Consider the following 16,571-nt stretch of genomic DNA (forward strand, 5'->3'; position numbering starts at 1 on the left):
TTTTGGTCATGCTTATGGTGGTGGCTAGGTCTCAATCGAGGATAATCGCACTTTTCCTTGGGGCGTGCGGGGAATTTGGGGCACAGAAATCCATTTCTTAGGGCATTTGTAGGCGCTGCACTGCTGTTTGAGCCATCGGCTGAGTTCCTCAGGGGAGGCATCTCCCACATAGAGGGCAATGACCTGCTCACCCCAAAGGGGGTCGGGTGCGCCGTAGATGTAGATGTCTTGGACAAGGCCACTATTAAGGAGTAAGGCCTCTACCTCTTCGGGGTAGATATTCTCACCACCACTGATGATTTTGCGGCTGCTGCGTCCCAAAATGTAGAGGCGATCGCCCCGCCATTCGCCGCGATCGTCCGTTTGGAATATCCCTTCATGGAATAACCCAGGGTAATAGCCAAGGGCAAGGGAGGCGGCCTGAATCTGAATCTCCCCCGTAGGGGTTAAAGCAATTTGGGCATGGGGTAAGACTTGACCACAGGAGCGATCGCCCGCTAAAAACTCCCCCTGCCGTTGGGCACAGATCATGCCAGCAGTTTCTGTCATGCCATAACTGAGACATAGAGGCAAGCGCTGGGTTGCTGCTTCCTCTAATAGTTGCGACCAAGTGGGGCCACCGCCCACGAAAATGCCCCTTAAATCCGCTAGCCATGGCAGAGGGTCTGCAAGCACCTGTTGCAGTTGCCGCGGTACCAGAGACAGCCACAGATCGCCATTGGCAGGAGGCGCCGTTTGCCGTAGATCCCGTAGATGGGTACCGAGATAGAGTTCTCCACCACTCCAGAGCGATCGCACCACGGGCATCAGGCCACTGACATGGTATAGGGGCAAAATACTCAGACAGTAAATCGCCCTTTGTTGTAAATGGCTTTGCAGCCCCATTACTGCCGCTTGAAGGGTCGCGATCGTGTGAATTGCCCAGCGCAACCGCCCTTGAGTGCCGCCAGTGGGAATCAGAATCCAGCCTTGGGGCAATGGTTCTTCAGAGCCTTGGGGGTCGAGGGGGGGCACCGTTCCCCAAGCAAGGAAATTTCTAGGCAGAATCGCTGCCACCTGCTGCCACTCTTGGAATTGCCAGTGGGGATTGGCCAGTAATAGGGGCGTCCCTGTGGAGAGCGCTGCGAGAAAACCACTGAGAAACGAGAGGGGATCGGGTTCTGCAAGAACGAGGAGAGTGGGTTGTTGCTCTTGGAGTTGCTCTTGATAGTTGGCTAATTGCTCGAGGAGTCTGGCGGTAGCAGTGTGCCATTGTCCGTTGTGGGGATACCACAGCCAGTGGGGGGCAATACTCGTAAGGTTTTGTAACAAATTTGCCCTACCCCTCCCTAAACCAATAGGTAAAATCAAAGGATAAAGGAGTGCGTTTAGGAGACAGCAGCCTGACTATTCAACAGATGCAACGGGTAGCCGCAATTACTGACCCTAGCCTTAAACTAGCATGGACCGCCGCCTATGCCGCCGACGATCGCAAGGGAGTGGATATCTGCCTTTTGGATGTGAGTGGTGTGTCCTACCTCACCGATTACTTTGTGATCATTACGGGACTCTCAAAAACCCAAGTGCGCGCCATTTATCAAGGGATTGAGGAGGCGGCTCTTGAACATTGCCAACGCCAACCCCAACATATTGAAGGCCAAGCGGAATGTTCATGGGTGCTGATGGACTACGGTGATGTGATTGTCCATGTGCAATTGCCCAAGGAACGTCAATACTACAACCTTGAGGCCTTTTGGGGCCACGCCCAACGCATTCCCTTTGAGTCACTAGTGACCACCTAGCCGATGCAGCCCTCTTGGTGGCAGTGGATTCTTTTGATCTTGCCACTGGTGGCGATCGCCAGCTTTATCCTCACCGCCGCCTCGATCCAAATTCATACTTGGGGACTGAGTTGGGTCTGGGCAGTAGTCGTGCTGATTCTGCTGCTGTGGCGGTGGGGGGTTGCCCATTGGCTCAAGGGTCAGTCGACAGAGATTGACCCCCGTCCCTTTGATTTGCCAAGAAGCAGTGATTCAGAAACGGATCAACGCGCCCTGAAGATTCTCCAACACACCCTTGAGCAGAGTCGTCAAGACCCGCCCCCTTGGGAAAATTGGCCACTCTTTTGGCAGCGGGCACACACCCTTGTCAGTGAGATTGCCAAAGTCTATTACCCTAATGCCCAACGTCCGCTGTTGCAAATCTATGTGCCCCAAGCCTATCGCCTGCTGCGGGACACGATTGATGATGTGGATCGCTGGCTGGAAACCCTCAACCCAATTTTGTCGCGGGTAACTGTGGGGCAGGCAGTGCGCGCCTATGAACTCTCGCGGCAAGTGGCACCCGTTGCGCGTTGGGGCTTTACGGCTTGGAATTGGGCGCAGTGGCTCCTCAATCCCAGTGTGGCGATTACCAAAACCTTTACCCAAGAGCAGCAGCAAAAGGCCAATCAAGCCCTGATTGCTAACTTGGGACTCACCCTGCGGGAACAGGTGCTCAAGGCCTTGGGACTGCGGGCGATCGCCCTCTACAGTGGCAGCCTCACCCCACTGGAATTGCCCACCCCCACCCCGCGCACAGATACAGGCACATTACAGGACATTTTAGAGCAGAGTCTGCCCCTTGCCCGTGCCGAAACTGAGCCTGTGAACGTCTTTCTCGTGGGTCGCACCGGCGCAGGCAAAAGTAGCCTGATCAATAGTTTATTTGCTACCCCCACCACCCGTGTTTCCCCCTTGCCCAACACAAACGAGATCCAGCAATACCGTTGGCAGGAGGATTTGACCCTGTGGGATACCCCCGGCTACGAAGATATTCGCGGTGCCGATATTCAAGCTCGCCTGCGGGAATTACTGCCGCGCATGGATGTAGTGCTGCTGCTAACCCCAGCGCTGGATCCTGCCCTTGCCCCGGACATCACCGCCCTGCAACTGATTCGCCAACAGGTGAGGGACTTGCCGATTGTGGTGGCGGTCACCCAAGTGGATCGGCTACGCCCCCTGCGGGAATGGCATCCCCCCTACGACTGGCAACGGGGTACCCGTCCCAAGGAAGTGAGTATTCGCGAGGCGGTGGCCTATCGTCAAGAACAGTTGGGCACCTATACGCCCCATATTTTGCCGATTGTCAACGGCACTGAAGAACGCATAGCTTGGGGACTCGATGCCCTCAGTGATACCCTTGTGAATTTAATTGCCCCCGCCAAGCAGATCCGCATGGCTCGCTGGCTTAGCGATCGCCAGACACGGCTTCACGCTGCTTCTCGCCTCATTGACACCTATTGCCACCGCATCACCACCAGTCAGGGCATTACCGATTTGCTCAAGCGACCAGTGCTCCAGTTTCTTTCGACCATGCTCACGGGGTCTGCCGCCGCTGCATGGCTCCTCGCCGAACAACTGCCCCTAGAACACCTGCCGGTGATTCTTTGTAAATTGCAACTGGCCTATGAACTCTACACGCTGTTGCAAAATGCCAGCGATCGCATCGAGGTACCAACGCGCCCCTTTGATCTGAAAACCTTGGCTCCCTTGCTGCTACAACGTCGTAGCCCCCTCGATCAAGACACTTGGGCAACGGGACACACCCTCGTAGAGTTTTGGACACGGCCTAAGCCACCTCTGACGCTGATGGCGCGCTATGAGGACTATTGGCAGCGCTTTGGTATGGTTCCAGCAAAATAGACGAAGATAAAGAAAGGATAAAAACCGTTCATCTCCTCACCCGCCATGACCTCCTCCAATGCCTCCTCCCCCATGGATCGTGAATCAGTTTGGCATGCTCTGAGTGCTGATGAAGTCATTAGCCGCCTAGGGAGCGATCGCCAACAGGGACTGAGTTGTGCAGAAGTGCAACGGCGACAAGTCCAATATGGCCGCAATGAACTCGTTGACAATGGTCGCCGCCCGCGCTGGCAGATTTTCATTGATCAGTTTCGCAATGTCATGCTGATCATGCTGCTCGTGGTGGCCTTCATCTCTGGCACATTGGAGATTCTCGAATCCCTCGAAGAAAACACCATTCCCTTCCCCAAGGACGCAACCGCCATTCTGGTGGTGGTCATTCTCAATGCCATTTTGGGCTATGTCCAAGAAGCCCGTGCTGAAGAGGCGCTCGCTGCGCTGAAAAGTATGGCGGCGCCCAAAGTGCGTGTCCTGCGTGAGGGCAAGGTCATGGAAATTGATTCCCCTGAACTGGTGGTTGGGGACATTTTCTTTTTGGAAGCGGGGGTCAAAGTGGCTGCCGATGGTCGCCTCCTTGAAGCCGTCAACCTGCAAATCCGCGAGGCAGCACTCACCGGTGAAGCAGAAGCCGCCAGTAAAAATGCTGCGCAAATCTTGCCCCTTGATACGGAACTGGGCGATCGCGCCAATCTAGTCTTTGCGGGCACAGAGGTCAACCAAGGGCGAGGAGCCGCCATCGTCACCGCGATCGGCATGGACACTGAACTAGGGAAAATTGCCGCTGCCCTGCAAGGGGTGGAGCAGGAACCCACACCTCTGCAAAAACGGATGACCGAGCTGGGAAATCGCCTAGTCGCCATTGCTTTGGTGCTGGTGAGCATTGTCGTGATTGCTGGGGGTCTCTACGATCTCTCACTGCTGCCGCATCTCATTGAAGTCTCCCTCAGTATGGCGGTGGCCGTCGTCCCCGAAGGCTTGCCCGCCGTGATTACCGTCACCCTTGCCTTGGGAACGCAACGGATGGTGAAACGCCATGCCCTGATTCGGCGGCTGCCGGCCGTGGAGACACTGGGGAGTGTTACAACCATTTGCTCGGATAAAACGGGTACCCTCACCCAAAACAAAATGGTGGTGCAGGCGGTGGCAACCTCCTCCTATCGCGCCAAGGTGAGCGGCAATGGCTATGAACCAAGGGGGGAATTTTATGACGCCAATACCGATGACCCCTCAGCCCTATACGAACGCCAACTGCTCCTTCTAGCGGGAGCGCTGTGCAATGATGCCCTGCTTAAACAACACGCAGCGGAGTGGGTGATTCTCGGCGACCCGACCGAAGGCTCTCTCCTGCCCTTGGCCGCTAAAGGGGGGATTGACCTCAAAGCATTGCAGGAAAAGGCTGAGCGGGTAGTGGAGTTTCCCTTTGATGCCGATCGCAAGCGCATGAGTACATTCTACCGCAGTGAGTCCGTTCCTGCGATTGCCGCCAAGGAACCCTACTGGATGATTACCAAAGGGTCACCCGAGCTGACCTTGGAACGCTGTCAATGGCGCCAAGTGGGGCAAGACATTCAACCCCTCACACTGGCGGAGCGTCAAGAGATTCTGGCGCAAAACAATCGCTTTGCCGCTCAGGGTCTGCGGGTCTTGGGCATTGCCCATCGCTACTGGTCAGCGCTGCCACCAGCGGAGAGTGTAGACACCAGTGAGCAGGATTTGATCTGGTTGGGGTTAGTGGGCATTCTTGATCCCCCGCGTCCGGAGGTACTGGCGGCCGTCGCCACCTGTCGCACTGCTGGGATTCGCCCGATTATGATTACGGGAGATCACCAACTCACAGCTCAGGCGATCGCCAGTCAAATTGGTATCTGTGAGTGGGGCGACTGTACCCTCACGGGTCGGGACATTGAAAAACTCAGTACCGAGGAATTGGATGCCGCCACCCCCACCGTCAGTGTCTATGCCCGGGTCTCGCCGGAACATAAACTGCGGATTGTCAAATCGCTGCAACGTCACGGTGAGATTGTGGCCATGACTGGGGATGGTGTGAATGATGCCCCGGCTCTCAAACAAGCGGATATTGGCGTAGCCATGGGGATTACGGGGACGGATGTCACCAAGGAAGCCAGTGATATGGTGCTCTTGGATGATAACTTTGCAACCATTGTGGCGGCTACCGAGGAAGGGCGAGTGATCTACAGCAATATTCGTCGCTTTATTAAATACATTCTCGGCTCCAACATTGGTGAAGTGATCACGATTGCCTGCTCACCCCTACTGGGACTAGGAGGTGTGCCTCTAACGCCCTTGCAAATCCTCTGGATGAACTTGGTGACTGATGGCCTGCCTGCCCTTGCCCTTGCCGTTGAGCCGGGGGATCCCGATGTCATGAAGCGTCCTCCTGTTAAGCCCAACGAAAGTATTTTTAGCCGTGGCTTGGGTTCCTATATGATTCGTGTCGGTTTGATCTTGGCGATCGTCGGCATCTCCCTGATGGTATGGGCCTACAGCTACACCGCTGAACATCTGGAAGGAGGACTCGATCCAAGACGTTGGACAACCATGGTTTTTACCACCCTCTGTCTCGCTCAAATGGGTCATGCCCTTGCCGCCCGTTCCAGTACACGGCTGACGCTTGAAATGAGCCCCACCTCCAACCTTTTTGTTTGGGGCTCAGTCATCCTGACAACGATTCTGCAACTCCTGCTGATCTACGCCTCCCCTCTGCGACGGTTCTTTGGTACCTATCTGCTCTCGGGGACTGAGCTAGCCGTGTGCATTGGCTTTAGCACCCTTGTCTTTGTGTGGGTGGAGCTAGAGAAACTGGTGTTGCGGCTATTCAACAAAGGCCAAGAACTAAAATTATTAGAGTAGTGTCTCTAGGTTGACTCAGGGTTTGGTTGGATGCGCATTCTCCTCGTAGAAGATGATCCAGAGCAACTAGAGCCGCTGAGCACTGCCCTCTCCCACGTGGGGCATCTGGTGGATGGGGTTCAGGAGGGAGAAACAGCCCAATGGCTGATGCAGGAAAAAACCTATGACTTGCTGATTTTGGACTGGATGCTACCGAAAGTCAGTGGCCTCGAACTGTGTAGCCAGTACCGTCAACAGGGGAAGAGCACACCCATACTGTTGCTCACCGCCAAAGATACCACTGCTGACAAAGTGATGGGGCTAGATGCGGGTGCCGATGATTATTTGATCAAGCCCGTGGATGTGATGGAACTGTTGGCGCGGGTGCGTGCCCTTGGCCGGCGATCGCCCCAATGGCTAGGCGATCAATTGTATCTGCAAGATTTAGTCTTAGATTTGCCCTCAATGACACTCCAACGGGGCGATCGCACGATCGTGCTCTCCACAAGGGAATACCAGTTTTTGGAGTTTTTTCTGCGTCATCCGGGGCAAGTCATTAGTCGCGAACAACTGGAACTGAACCTTTGGGAGTGGGACAATCAACCAGAAAGTAACGCCGTCAGTACCCAAATTCGCCGCTTGCGCCTGCGCCTAGGGGAGCTGGGGTGTGCCGATTGGCTAGAGACCATCTACGGTATGGGCTACCGCCTACAAGCCAGTTCCTAGAACGATGCTGAAGGGATTATGCCTAAAGGTTCAAGGATGGCAGCGACTGCCCCCCACCCAACGGGGCATTGTCATCATTGCCCTACCTGTGTGCTGTCTCTTGAGTACTGTGGGGGTGTTGATTTGGCTCAGTGCTAGCATTGCGGACTACGAAGGATGGGTGCGCCATACGCAACGGGTGCAGCTTGAGGGACGGGAGCTATTAAATCACCTCATTGATGCTGAAACAGGGGTGCGCGGCTATCATCTCACACGACAGGTGGGCTTTCTCGAACCGTACTACACTGCTGCCGCCCAATTGCCCTTAACCCTTGAGAATTTAGAGGTACTGATCAGCGATAATCCACACCAGTTAGAGCACTTTCGGCACTTCAAATCCTTAGTAGAAGAAACTTTTCACTTGTTAGCCCAGCAACTGGAGGACGCCCCCAACCTTTCTCTAGCAGAGACGGAGCAACGACTCTACTTTTATCAGCAATTGGAGCAAGCAAAACAGGCAATGGATCGTTCCCGTGTTGCTATTAACGCCTTCATGAGCGAAGAAGATCGCCTTTTGGCCGATCGCCAACAACATTTAGAGGCGCTGCGGCAGATCAATACCGTTGTGCTCCTATTGGCGGTGGTGGTGGGGTTGGGCAGTAGTGGTTTAGCAATTCATTGGTTTCGCCAACTCTATCAGGAAGTGGATCTGCGGGGACAGCGTCTTGAGGCCGCCTGCGATCGCCTAGCTCGATTTACGGCCAATGCTTCCCACCAACTGCGAGCACCCATTGCAGCAATTCTCAGCCATGCCCAAGTCGGACTCCTGCTGGCTCGACAAGCCCCTGAGCAGTCCCTACCTCGGCTAGAAAAAGTGGCCACGCTGGCGAAGGCCATGGGACAACTGGTAAATGATTTGCTCTTTCTGGCTCGCTATGAGGGGGTATCTCCCCCAGACTTTGCCACATCCTTTGATTTAGTGCCCTTCATCGCGCAAGTCGTCCAAGAATGGCAGGAAACAGGCACAGCTAGTCATCACTTTTATCTCGAAGTGCCATCGGTTCCTATGTTTATTCAGGGCGATCGCGAGATGCTCAAGCAAGTGATCCTCAATCTGCTCACCAATGCCGATCGCTATACCCCCAAGGGAGGCACGATTACGCTTCGGTTAGAACCGCAGGGAAGCTCAGCAGTAATTCACGTCAGTGATACAGGCATGGGAATTAGTGAAGCGGCCCTGCCCCATATTTTTGATTATTTCTATCGGGATGAGCGGGTGCGACAACAGGGCATTAGCGGTTCAGGGCTAGGACTAGCGATTGTGCGCCAAATCGTCCATCTTCACCGGGGCAGCATCACAGTTCACAGCCAAGAGAATCAAGGTTCTACCTTTACCGTCAGATTGCCCCTTGCTCCCTAGAATAGGCTGTCACTTTTACGTCACTTTCACTTGATATTCTCAAGCTGTATCTGGCACAAACCACTGCTCCAAGCGCCAGATCTGCTTACTCAAGTTGAATTGGAGGATAGGATGATGACTCTACGATGGCAACCTCTTGTGGCAACCACTGTTGCAGCAATTCTCCTACCGCTGGCGATCGCTCCAGCCGCAATGGCACGTCCCGGCTCTCCTTCATCTAGCTCTGTGGAACGGGAGGCGCGGAGTGCGTTTCGAGACCTCGCCAAAGCGCAATATGAAGGGATGCGGGCAAAGTCCATGAGTGGGGTAGATGCCAGTCTCTTGAGCTTGGGCGATCGCCTACTGGCCTCAGCCCAGCAACTTCAGCAAAGCGGCAACTACTTCCAAGCCAAGGAAACGGCCAAAGCAGCCACCCGTATTTATGAAGCTGCTCGCAACCTCGGTGAGGCTCGCACGGGTCAAGCGGATCTCTCCCGCAGTTACTTTGATGCGCCTTTTCAAGTGAGTCGTGAGTTGACCCGCACCGAAGCAGAAATGGCCTACTTTCGTGGGGGCAATCCCACCGTGCGCGATCTGTTTAGCCGTGCTCAGCAGTTAGCCCAACCTGCCAGCTTGACAGCACCGGCACCCACCACCGCCAATGTTGCCAGCTTAGCCACCAATCGAGCCGCAGTACAACTCTTGAAGGCCAGTCGCCACCTGATGCGAGCGGAGCGCGGTTTCTAAAAGCCCATGACCTTGGCTACAGTTTGCTCAGTGGGTTCAATGTGGCGGTGGAAGCGATCGCTCTGTTGCTTGAGCGCTGTTTCTGGATCCTTGAGACCATTGCCCGTCAGCACACAAACCACCGTGGCACCACTGGGCACCTGATCGGCCAATTTCAAGAGACCCGCCACAGAAGCCGCACTAGCCGGTTCACAGAAGATACCTTCCTCAGAAGCCAGCAGACAATAGGCATTCAGGATTTCCTCATCGGTGACGGCATTAAAGGCACCTTGGCTGGCTTCTTTGACGGCGATCGCCCGTTGCCAGTTGGCAGGATTGCCAATGCGAATGGCCGTCGCAATCGTTTCGGGATGGGTGACAACCTCGCCCTTGACAAGGGGGGCAGATCCCGCTGCTTGAAAGCCCATCATCCGCGGCAGGCGATCGCAACGATTTTGCTCACGATACTGGCAAAAGCCCATCCAATAGGCAGTAATGTTTCCTGCATTACCCATGGGAATACACAGCCAATCGGGGGCATTGCCCAAGCTATCCACCACCTCAAAGGCGGCGGTTTTCTGCCCCTCTAGGCGATAGGGATTGACGGAATTGACCAGCGTCACGGGGTAAGTTTCCGCCATTAGGCGCACAATCTCTAGGGCTTGATCAAAGTTGCCCTCAATGGCAATCACTTCAGCACCATAGAGGAGCGCTTGGGCCAGTTTTCCTTGGGCAACGTACCCTTCGGGCACCAAGACATAGGCCCGTAAGCCTGCCCGTCTCGCGTAGGCCGCTGCTGAGGCCGAGGTATTTCCTGTGCTGGCGCAAATCACAGCTTCGGCTCCCGCTTCCTTGGCCTTGGAAATGGCCATGGTCATGCCACGATCTTTGAAGCTCCCTGTGGGGTTGAGGCCATCGTACTTGACATACACCGCGACGTTGCGGCCAATGCGGGCTGCAATTTGAGGCACGGGAATCAGTGGTGTATTGCCTTCATAGAGGGTGACCACTGGGGTGCGATCGCTCACCGGCAAAAACTCACCGTAAGCGTGAATCAGGCCATGCCAAGCAGGACGGATGGGGGGAGCAGAGAGTGTTACAGGCACAGGTACGCAGTCAAAAAATATGAATAAATTTGAGGCTGAAGATAGAGATTAGCCACACAGTAGGATAATTTTAGCGAGCAGGGGTTGCACTTGCCAATTGCCGCCCTAGGGGAGAGCTACACAATGCGCTTAATTTTGATCCGCCATGGTGAGGCTGTGGGTAATGCCTCAGGTGTCATGTTAGGACGGCAAGATGTGCCCCTCACAGAACGGGGACGGCAGCAAGCCCTTGCCCTGCGGGAAAAACTCCCCTTACCCCATGCCATTTACACGAGTCCGCTGCAACGCTGCCACGATACGGCGATGCTCATGAATCCTCGTCCTGACCTAAAGGTTCAAGAGTTGGCGGAGTTAATTGAAATTGATCAGGGCATTTTCACAGGACTCACGTGGGCACAGGCGCAGGCGCAACATCCCGAGCTTTGTGAAGAGCTAGAAGAAAGTGACTACCTGATTCCAGTCCCCGAGGCAGAGTCAATGGCCATGGCCTGGCAGCGGGCAAAACAGGCTTGGAAACAACTCCGACGCCACAGGGATGAGCAGTGTGTTTGGTGTATTAGTCATGGCGGCTTTTTGCAGTGCCTGATTAGCGTTGTGTTGGGGAGCGATCGCCTGTGGGGGATGGAAATTCCCCCCGCTGCTTGGTTTGACTTTTCAGTACGAGTGGATTTAGATGGCCGCTTTGAGGCAGAAAATATCCGCTGGTGGCGCATCAATGCCTTTAATCAGTGCTCCTAGACGGCCAGCTCAGGTTAAGGTTGTTAACAAACCGCAATTTGCTCGATTGGCATCAAGATCTGCGAGCGGCGGAGGGTCGCGATCTTGGGGTTGGCACAGTTAGCTGCGGAATCCTGACCCAGCAATGGTCTTCAAATTCGTTGCCTAAGCGAAAGCGTTGAAAGGTTCCTTGGCTGCTCTGGCGATCGATCCAGATGGGCAGGCTAATGAGACCTCGATTGTCTTTAATGAGCCAGCGGATCGAGCCATCGTTGTCCCGATAGGGGCGTACACCATTGACCAGTGCCCACGACTCCCCCAAACTCAGGCCACCAAAGCGGGAAATTTGCTGGGGTGTGGTGAAGGCGATCGCCAGCCGATCAACCAGCTTCAGTGGTGCATTTTCCTCACTCGAATCAACTTTGACAACCACTTGCACATCTGTGAGCAGTTCATGGTGATTCGGCTTGGAGAATTTACTCGTGGAATAGGTGCCGAGGCGATTCTTACTGAACTTGTGATGCCGCTGTTTACGCAGAATGCGAGAAATGGGTGGGTCAGCACCAATAATGCCAATGGCCAGTTTGACACCCCGATGTTGATCCAAATTCTCTTCACCGATCAGGGAAAGGAGCATGCCATAGATCGTGGAGGGGGGTGGATAGCGGTAGGTCTCCTTAAAGTCGCGGGCAAAGCTGCGGGGAAAACTGGTACAGGGACAATCAACGTAAAGTTGCATTAGGCGGGCACCTCAAGCTTGAGTTGTTGCTTTAATTGTTCTTTGGCGTGGGCGATCGCTTCTTTGACCCCGCGATAGACCTGAACCCCCAATGCCTTTAACTGCTGACCATAGGGAGTATCGGCAATCTCACCGCCCACCAGTAGCTCATCAGCCTTCACATCCCCCACTTCAACCAGTCGCACTAGCCGTGGGCAGCCCACCGACTCCCCAATGCGCTTAAACACCTCCATAATCCAAGGACTGGGATCATCTGTGATGCGAAGCACAATGGACTCTGGCCGAAAGTCGTACAAAAAGCGGGCATGGTTGCCGCCGACATGACGCACCGCCCCAATGGCATCGAGGGTAAGGAGGGCACGTTCTGGTTTCTTCAAACTCTCTGGTGTGAGGGCGATCGTGTACTGATAGGCAGTGCAGTGTACTTCGGTGCTATGAATCGAAGTTTTTCCCTTTTCGCCGCCTTTAGAACCAAAGGCAATATCCCCCCAATAGGGATCCAGACTCATAGCGCGACTAATTTCTAGGGCACCCCGCCGTTTGGTCGTGGCATCTTCATTATCCTTCCCCTTTTTGGCGTCCATGTAGCCAAACAAGTCATCATCAATGTATTTTTCAGCGCTGAATTGTTCATCCTTGAAGCTATACTTGTCAGTCTCAGCATTAAATGTGCGATTCACCTCTTTTTCATAATGATTTTGAAAATACTCCCGCAATCCCCAACGGATCGCTTCTGCACTCACAGTAGTGTATTGATCATTGCCACGGGTGATTTTTTGCAAAGTTGAGAGAGTGCTCCCATCCCCTTCCCCCCGGTTATTGGCTGCAACAGCAGTGGTCGTTACAATTGTTGCAAAAAGATGTTTTGTCATTGTTATTTCTCCTAAGTTAAAGACAGCAACTATTCATCAACAAAGGAAAACATTTCCTCTTCCGTTACATTCACCTCATCCATTGATTCAGAGGCAACCTCAGCACCATTGAGAGCATCTCCCTTCTTACTGCTGTAGGTGGCGATCGCCAGCAGTACCAGATCTCTTGCTCGCCGCCAGTTTTCCTCACGGTGAATCCAGTGAACAATTTGCGGGCCTTTATCGCGAGCGGCTTTGCTACGAAACTGGCTTAGGAAATCCACCAATGCAGTAGCAAATTCCTGTTGCGTACTCGGACGTTGGAATCGGTAGATAACCTTATCGGTCACTTGCCCATAGTCTAATTGGCGACCTTGCTTCTTAGCTTGCTGAATCTGCCCGTACAGGTATTTACTAAAAGCACCTTGTACCACCTCAAAGAGCACCTGTTCATCGGGATTCAAGTGTTTGGTCATTTTTACCAACCCTTCACGTTCATAGAGCTTATTACGTTTGTAAAATTCAAAGAAACCTGCATACCAAGGCTGACCTCCAATTAAATTGTCACAAATCCAAGGCAGTGCTTTAGAAAGAGCTAACCAAGTTTCACCATTCTCCTTTTGTCGCACGTGCGCAGGAAAAACTTGGCGAGCGACTTCATACAACTCTAGGACTTCATCCGTAACTTCGACGCGATACACTGCCTGTTTCAAATAAGCTTGCTGAGCATCCCAGACTTGCTTGCCCAACTGGTAAACCTCACAGTAGTGCACGCCAAAGGGTTGCACTGCTTCGACCACCTTTTCCTGCAACAGGAAATGCAACGCAGATTCCCCTACCCCACTGCTACGAAAGTCTCGATAGGTGTACCCGGACATCGCGCGACGGCGCTTAACCCAGTGCTTTAGATTTTGAACTTCAGGAATAACCAGTGCTGAGCGGGCAGAGAGCTTGCCACCAACAGCTTGGGGAGGAAGTTGGTAGTAGCCACAGGCAAGGGGCAAAAAAAGCAACGCCAGAAAGCCCTGCGGCGATTCTTGATAGGGACCATTGACAAAACATTCCACCAGTCCGGGCAGATGATTTCCCTTCAGGGGAATTTCTTTCTTGAAGGCTCCCTTATTGTTAAAGGCCTCCTTGATGTCGCCGGTGTAATAACAGCTCTCTAGGGGCTTCACCTCAATCGAGATCTCTGGTTGATCCGGCTCAATTAAGAACGTGCGAGTGACAGAAGTGTTGCTGAGTTTGCGCTGCGTATTGTGCTGGAGGAATGTGGTGAGTACCCCTTGGGTAAACGTGTATTGCCCCTGGGCATCAAGCTTGAGGGCAGGAACCTCTAGATAGCCTTGGTGATTAATCTGATAGGTTTGCTTTAGCAGCCATGTCACAACCTCTCGATCACTCCCTTTCCACGCCAGTTCAACGACCTCATCGGTGACGTTCCAAGTTAAGGGAGCCTGTGAACGTTGGCTTTCCAACTCGGATAGGGCTAAGGCTAGACCCGCAATTCCTGCTCGATGGGGTAAAAGAAAGTTTGGATCAAAGATCGATAAGGTAAATTGGCTCACAATTTCACCTCCTGCCGGGAAGCGAACGCCCCTAGGTTTGGGTCATAGTGCCACTGCTCCTTAGGCGCAATCAAATATCCGCTCTTGTGGCGCCGCCAACCCTTGATATTTTTGGTAGCGGGTAGGGGGATTGTGTAGCGCATCAGTTGACTAGATTTGAGGAACGCAATCTCCTCCTGATCCTGTTCGAGAAGGGCAGTGACGGTATAGCCTGCTTCGCGCAACGGTGCAGGATACGTTTTCCATCTGCCATCCAGCCAGACAAAGTGATCCTTGGGTGTGTGTGGAGTGTTGAGTTTTTCTAACCAAGCGGCGAGCTGGGCTTGGCTAACCAGCTGACCGACAAACCCTCGCACCAGTGCCCAACCCGCATCCAGTTCATCTGCACTGTAGGGAAAACCAACCTTGTCATCGGGGTAAAAGAGGGCATCAAGGGCGTGGCCGCAGTACTGACGGTTGAGCCGTCCCAAGCGCTGGATTAGACCTGCAGGGTCAGCAATTTGAGTCACGAGGAGTGTTGCCGACAAGTCCAGCGACATTTCTGCCACTTGCGTGGTGATGGCTAGGACGGGTTGATTTTGTTTGAAGGCCTCTACCACTTTGCGGTGATGGTGCACGCGATCGCCATAACGAAAGCGACTGTGATAGAGCAGAGGTTGAAGTCCCTGATTTTTCGCTTGCTGATAGGTAGCGATCGCTGTATCCACCTGATTGCAAACCCACAGAACTCTACCGCCCTGGTCAAGTTCTTGCTGAACCCGCTCCCAATCTGGCTGTGCTAGCTCATGGAAACGATAGCGGGGCAGGTCTTCTAGCGTTTGAGGGCCTTGAATTATTGCAATTTCCTCTGCCACTGCCTGCTGAATCGCCGCCACCTGCGCCGGTAGAAATGAGGCAGACATCAGCAAAATCGGCGCTTTAACAACCTTGAGAAATCGCAGTAAGGCACCAAAGAGAGCATCGTCATAGCAATGAACTTCATCAAAGACGAAAGCAGCCTTGGCAAGAGCTGGAAAGCAGTACAGGGGACGGCGATGACATTGCAGGAGTCCCAAAACGGTATCCACAGTGCAAACATTGACCTTTGCCCCCCAAGCCTTGAAGGCTTCTAATTTCTGAGCGGCCTCATTAACAGCTCCATCACCATTGTCTTCTTCTTCTCCTGTGCAAGCCAACTCCAAATCAACAGCCGACCGAGAGTGCAACAGCTCTGACTCTACTTGGTTATGAACATAGCCCAGAAAGCCCTCAGTGCTGGTGCCGGTTGTTGGATAGCAGAAAAATAACTTGCGTCCAATGCCGTGGCGGAGCGCCCAATTATAAGCCCCCAAGGTTTTGCCGGTACCGCAACCTGCCCGTGCCAATGTTACCCGTTTCGACTTGTCTTTAAGATCAATCTGAAATGGGCGCAGTGGATATTCCCCCCGACGCGCATCAATGACCTTTTGTAAATCAGCTTCCGTGAGGGTATTCTCTAGCTCTGATCGAATCCACTCCTGAATATTCGTTGAAACCTGCGCCGAGGCAGAACCAATGGCATCTGCTGCAATCAGTAGCGCTTTAACAACGGCAAGAAACGCTAGATCTGGTTCCCATTCGATGAAAGCATTCAAGACTTTGTCACGCTTATCTTTGATTGTTTTAATATCCCATTTGATTAACGCAAAAGGAGGAATGATTTGAGGCAGCCCTAGGGTTCTCACCCCATAGCGAAGCAGCTTGTGGAAGGAAGGATGATGGACATACCAGTACAGGTAAGGGTCGCCACTGCCCTCGCGGATCTCCCCCAGTGCACCGGTGTTTCGCCCCTGCTGACCGCCTAATTTGAGGTGATGTCCTCCTGCTGCGGCGATCGCTGTCATCAAGTCAGCATTGGGGCATTGGCAAAGCCAGTTTCGGAACTCCCACGCCAGCAAGACAGACCCCACTTCATGACGGATAAGTTGTGGGTATTGCAAGGGGTTCTGTTGAGGCTGCACCGATGGATTTGAAGCCCTGAGGGGGTACCTGACCACCCCTTGAAATTGGTGATTGGCCTTACCCCAATCGTGCAGATAAGCGGCCAGTCGCGCCGTTGCCCGCAGGGTTTCCCTAGTGTCGTTGCTAAATCCAAACTGCTGGAGCAACCCTGTGCCCAGTGCATCAACCAAGGTGGTAATTGACTTCACAACCGCCGCGGTATGACCAGCCAAATGATACGTTCCTCTCCAGTCGGCGCTGCTTGGGAGTGAAGATTTTGCCAACAAAA

The 16,571-nt window shown here is 53.6% G+C and carries 13 protein-coding genes; 7 read left to right on the forward strand and 6 right to left on the reverse strand.

The genetic code is table 11. The annotated features are described in order from the left end of the window. Positions 1-24: 24 nt before the first annotated feature. The gene (locus RHP47_RS02315) at positions 25-1,311 is read right to left on the reverse strand and encodes an AMP-binding protein (protein WP_310840952.1); all 1,287 of its coding nucleotides are present in this window, start codon (positions 1,309-1,311) and stop codon (positions 25-27) included. A 50-nt stretch (positions 1,312-1,361) separates the two neighbouring features. On the opposite strand from RHP47_RS02315, the gene rsfS reads away from it, so the two are divergent. The 6 genes from rsfS (at position 1,362) to RHP47_RS02345 (ending at position 9,363) form a co-directional block, all read left to right on the forward strand. Continuing rightward, positions 1,362-1,781: a ribosome silencing factor gene (rsfS, locus tag RHP47_RS02320; protein ID WP_181496254.1), complete on the forward strand. Its 420-nt coding sequence runs from the start codon at positions 1,362-1,364 to the stop codon at positions 1,779-1,781. A gap of 3 nt (positions 1,782-1,784) precedes the next feature. Continuing rightward, positions 1,785-3,662 carry a GTPase gene (locus RHP47_RS02325; RefSeq protein WP_310840954.1) on the forward strand — a complete coding sequence of 626 codons (1,878 nt, stop codon included), beginning with the start codon at positions 1,785-1,787 and terminating at the stop codon, positions 3,660-3,662. 72 nt (positions 3,663-3,734) lie between these two features. Continuing rightward, positions 3,735-6,533, forward strand: coding sequence for a cation-translocating P-type ATPase (locus RHP47_RS02330; RefSeq protein WP_302679772.1), 2,799 nt, complete (start codon positions 3,735-3,737; stop codon positions 6,531-6,533). Between the two features lie 30 nt (positions 6,534-6,563). After that, the gene (gene rppA / locus RHP47_RS02335) at positions 6,564-7,238 is read left to right on the forward strand and encodes a two-component system response regulator RppA (protein WP_149817808.1); all 675 of its coding nucleotides are present in this window, start codon (positions 6,564-6,566) and stop codon (positions 7,236-7,238) included. 4 nt (positions 7,239-7,242) lie between these two features. Further along, positions 7,243-8,637 (forward strand): ATP-binding protein, encoded by a 1,395-nt coding sequence (locus RHP47_RS02340; RefSeq protein WP_310840955.1) that lies wholly within the window; start codon positions 7,243-7,245, stop codon positions 8,635-8,637. Positions 8,638-8,748: 111 nt separating this feature from the next. After that, positions 8,749-9,363 carry a hypothetical protein gene (locus RHP47_RS02345; RefSeq protein WP_310840956.1) on the forward strand — a complete coding sequence of 205 codons (615 nt, stop codon included), beginning with the start codon at positions 8,749-8,751 and terminating at the stop codon, positions 9,361-9,363. On the opposite strand, the gene thrC is transcribed toward RHP47_RS02345, so the two are convergent. After that, positions 9,360-10,448: a threonine synthase gene (gene thrC / locus RHP47_RS02350; RefSeq protein WP_149817814.1), complete on the reverse strand. Its 1,089-nt coding sequence runs from the start codon at positions 10,446-10,448 to the stop codon at positions 9,360-9,362. The genes RHP47_RS02345 and thrC overlap by 4 nt on opposite strands. 123 nt (positions 10,449-10,571) lie before the next feature. On the opposite strand from thrC, the gene RHP47_RS02355 reads away from it, so the two are divergent. Next, the gene (locus RHP47_RS02355; RefSeq protein WP_310840958.1) at positions 10,572-11,186 is read left to right on the forward strand and encodes a histidine phosphatase family protein; all 615 of its coding nucleotides are present in this window, start codon (positions 10,572-10,574) and stop codon (positions 11,184-11,186) included. A gap of 52 nt (positions 11,187-11,238) precedes the next feature. Here RHP47_RS02355 and cas5 read toward each other — a convergent pair whose 3' ends face one another. The 4 genes from cas5 to cas3 are packed head-to-tail and all read right to left on the reverse strand — an operon-like array spanning position 11,239 to position 16,515. Beyond that, on the reverse strand, positions 11,239-11,904 hold the full coding sequence (cas5, locus tag RHP47_RS02360) for a CRISPR-associated protein Cas5 (protein ID WP_149817819.1): 666 nt from the start codon (positions 11,902-11,904) through the stop codon (positions 11,239-11,241). Next, complete coding sequence (gene cas7i / locus RHP47_RS02365) at positions 11,904-12,776, reverse strand: type I-B CRISPR-associated protein Cas7/Cst2/DevR (protein WP_286649834.1); 873 nt, start codon at positions 12,774-12,776, stop codon at positions 11,904-11,906. Before cas7i ends, cas5 begins: the two co-directional genes overlap by 1 nt. A gap of 29 nt (positions 12,777-12,805) precedes the next feature. Continuing rightward, entirely contained in the window at positions 12,806-14,323 is a 1,518-nt protein-coding gene (gene cas8a1, locus RHP47_RS02370) for a type I-MYXAN CRISPR-associated Cas8a1/Cmx1 (RefSeq protein ID WP_310840959.1), read from the reverse strand. After that, positions 14,320-16,515 carry a CRISPR-associated helicase Cas3' gene (cas3, locus tag RHP47_RS02375; RefSeq protein ID WP_310840960.1) on the reverse strand — a complete coding sequence of 732 codons (2,196 nt, stop codon included), beginning with the start codon at positions 16,513-16,515 and terminating at the stop codon, positions 14,320-14,322. Before cas3 ends, cas8a1 begins: the two co-directional genes overlap by 4 nt. Positions 16,516-16,571: the final 56 nt, after the last annotated feature.

The sequence above is a fragment of the Thermosynechococcus sp. QKsg1 genome (assembly GCF_031586415.1).
Taxonomy (GTDB): Bacteria; Cyanobacteriota; Cyanobacteriia; order Thermosynechococcales; family Thermosynechococcaceae; genus Thermosynechococcus.